This is a genomic window from Microcoleus sp. C2D2, assembly GCF_036702495.1.
In the GTDB taxonomy this organism is placed as follows: Bacteria; Cyanobacteriota; Cyanobacteriia; order Cyanobacteriales; family Microcoleaceae; genus Microcoleus.
On the sequence record NZ_JAUBTO010000390.1, the window covers coordinates 1 to 1,421 of the forward strand.

Annotated in this window: 3 protein-coding genes; all 3 read left to right on the plus strand. The window is 45.2% G+C overall.

Features of this window, described 5'->3' with window-relative positions; genetic code table 11:
• The first annotated feature begins 144 nt into the window (after positions 1-144).
• Positions 145-300, plus strand: coding sequence for a hypothetical protein (locus tag QUB61_RS39425; RefSeq protein ID WP_333050788.1), 156 nt, complete (start codon positions 145-147; stop codon positions 298-300).
• Positions 301-572: 272 nt separating this feature from the next.
• A complete protein-coding gene (locus QUB61_RS39430) occupies positions 573-1,088 on the plus strand; it encodes a reverse transcriptase N-terminal domain-containing protein (RefSeq protein ID WP_333136913.1) in 516 nt (171 codons plus the stop codon).
• Positions 998-1,421 (plus strand): reverse transcriptase domain-containing protein (locus QUB61_RS39435; protein WP_333136911.1); only part of this gene is annotated, 424 nt, incomplete at its 3' end. The genes QUB61_RS39430 and QUB61_RS39435, both read left to right, overlap by 91 nt.

Genomic DNA, 1,421 nt, shown 5'->3' on the forward strand with positions numbered 1-1,421 from the left:
TTGAAGGTGCTGTGGAAGTGCGATTCGTTGATTAGTGAATCTCGGTAATCAATCCGTAAATAACTAATGAGCGTGAAACTTGACCCCTAGGTTGAGCACTGAACTCTCAGATTGATGAAGGTGCAAGTCCTTCCCGCAAGATTCATGCGTGACTCCTTATCTGCTCACACCGACCAAGCTCAATTCTTGGAGAGTGAAGCTGGGAACAGGGCACAATCAGACGGCTGTTATGGGCTGACACTGGTGCTAACAGGGAGTTCCTACGGTGAAACCGAGCCTAAAAAAGTAACTTACACCTAGGCAGGGCATAACTTAAAAAACCCTGACCTCATCAGAGCTAAAGCCCGACGCATCATTTCCACAATAGCGTCCAGAATCTTGGGTTTCTGATAGTTAAATTGGCTACACCTAACGGAACAATCAATCATCTGAGGGAACGAATAAAAACGACTTGAGAGTCATGGATACGTCGATTTCCATGTAGGTAAGATGAGATACGGAACTCTCTCAAGACGGGTAGGATGCGAAGTAATTTTCGCAAGGTATTCAGAAAACACTCAACAGAGCAGAGCATGATTAGACACAGTAGTAATACCAGTGAATCTTGGAAGAATCTACCGTGGAAGAAGTTCCGCAAAGATTTATTTCGCCTACAAAAGAGAGTGTTCAAAGCGGTTCAAGCAGGAAACAAGCGGAAAGCGCAGTCTCTGCAAAGACTTATTCTGAAATCCAAAGCTGCTAGATTCCTAGCAATTCGACAAGTAACACAGCTAAACGCTGGCAAGAAAACAGCAGGTGTTGACGGTGTAAAATCTCTCGGCTTTACAGGACGTTTCTACCTAGAAACAATACTTAAAGAGTCGGCAGGTAATTGGCATCATCAAGGACTACGGGAAATCCCAATCCCAAAAAAGGACGGGACAACCAGAATGCTAAAAATCCCAACTATCGCGGATAGAGCTTGGCAATGCCTCGCTAAATACGCTTTAGAACCAGCTTGCGCGTTGCAACATTCCATGCTTACAGCTACGGGTTCAGAGCCGGACGCTCCGCGCACGATGCACAGAAAATCCTGTTCAACAATCTAAGAAGCTACTGTAATGGAATGGAAAAACGAGTGATCGAACTCGACATAGAAAAATGCTTCGACAGGATTAGTCACACCACCATAATGGACAACTTAATTGCGCCCAAAGGTATCAAGCTCGGAATCTTCCGATGCCTAAAAGCTGGGGTCAACCCCGATTTCCCGGAACAAGGAACTCCTCAAGGTGGGGTGGTGAGTCCCCTATTAGCCAACATCGCTCTTAACGGGATTGAAAGTATTCACAGATACCATAAGGATGGATTTAGAATAACTGGCAAAACCCCAGCGTCAAACATTGTCGAAACATCAATCCGTTATGCGGATGATATGGTGA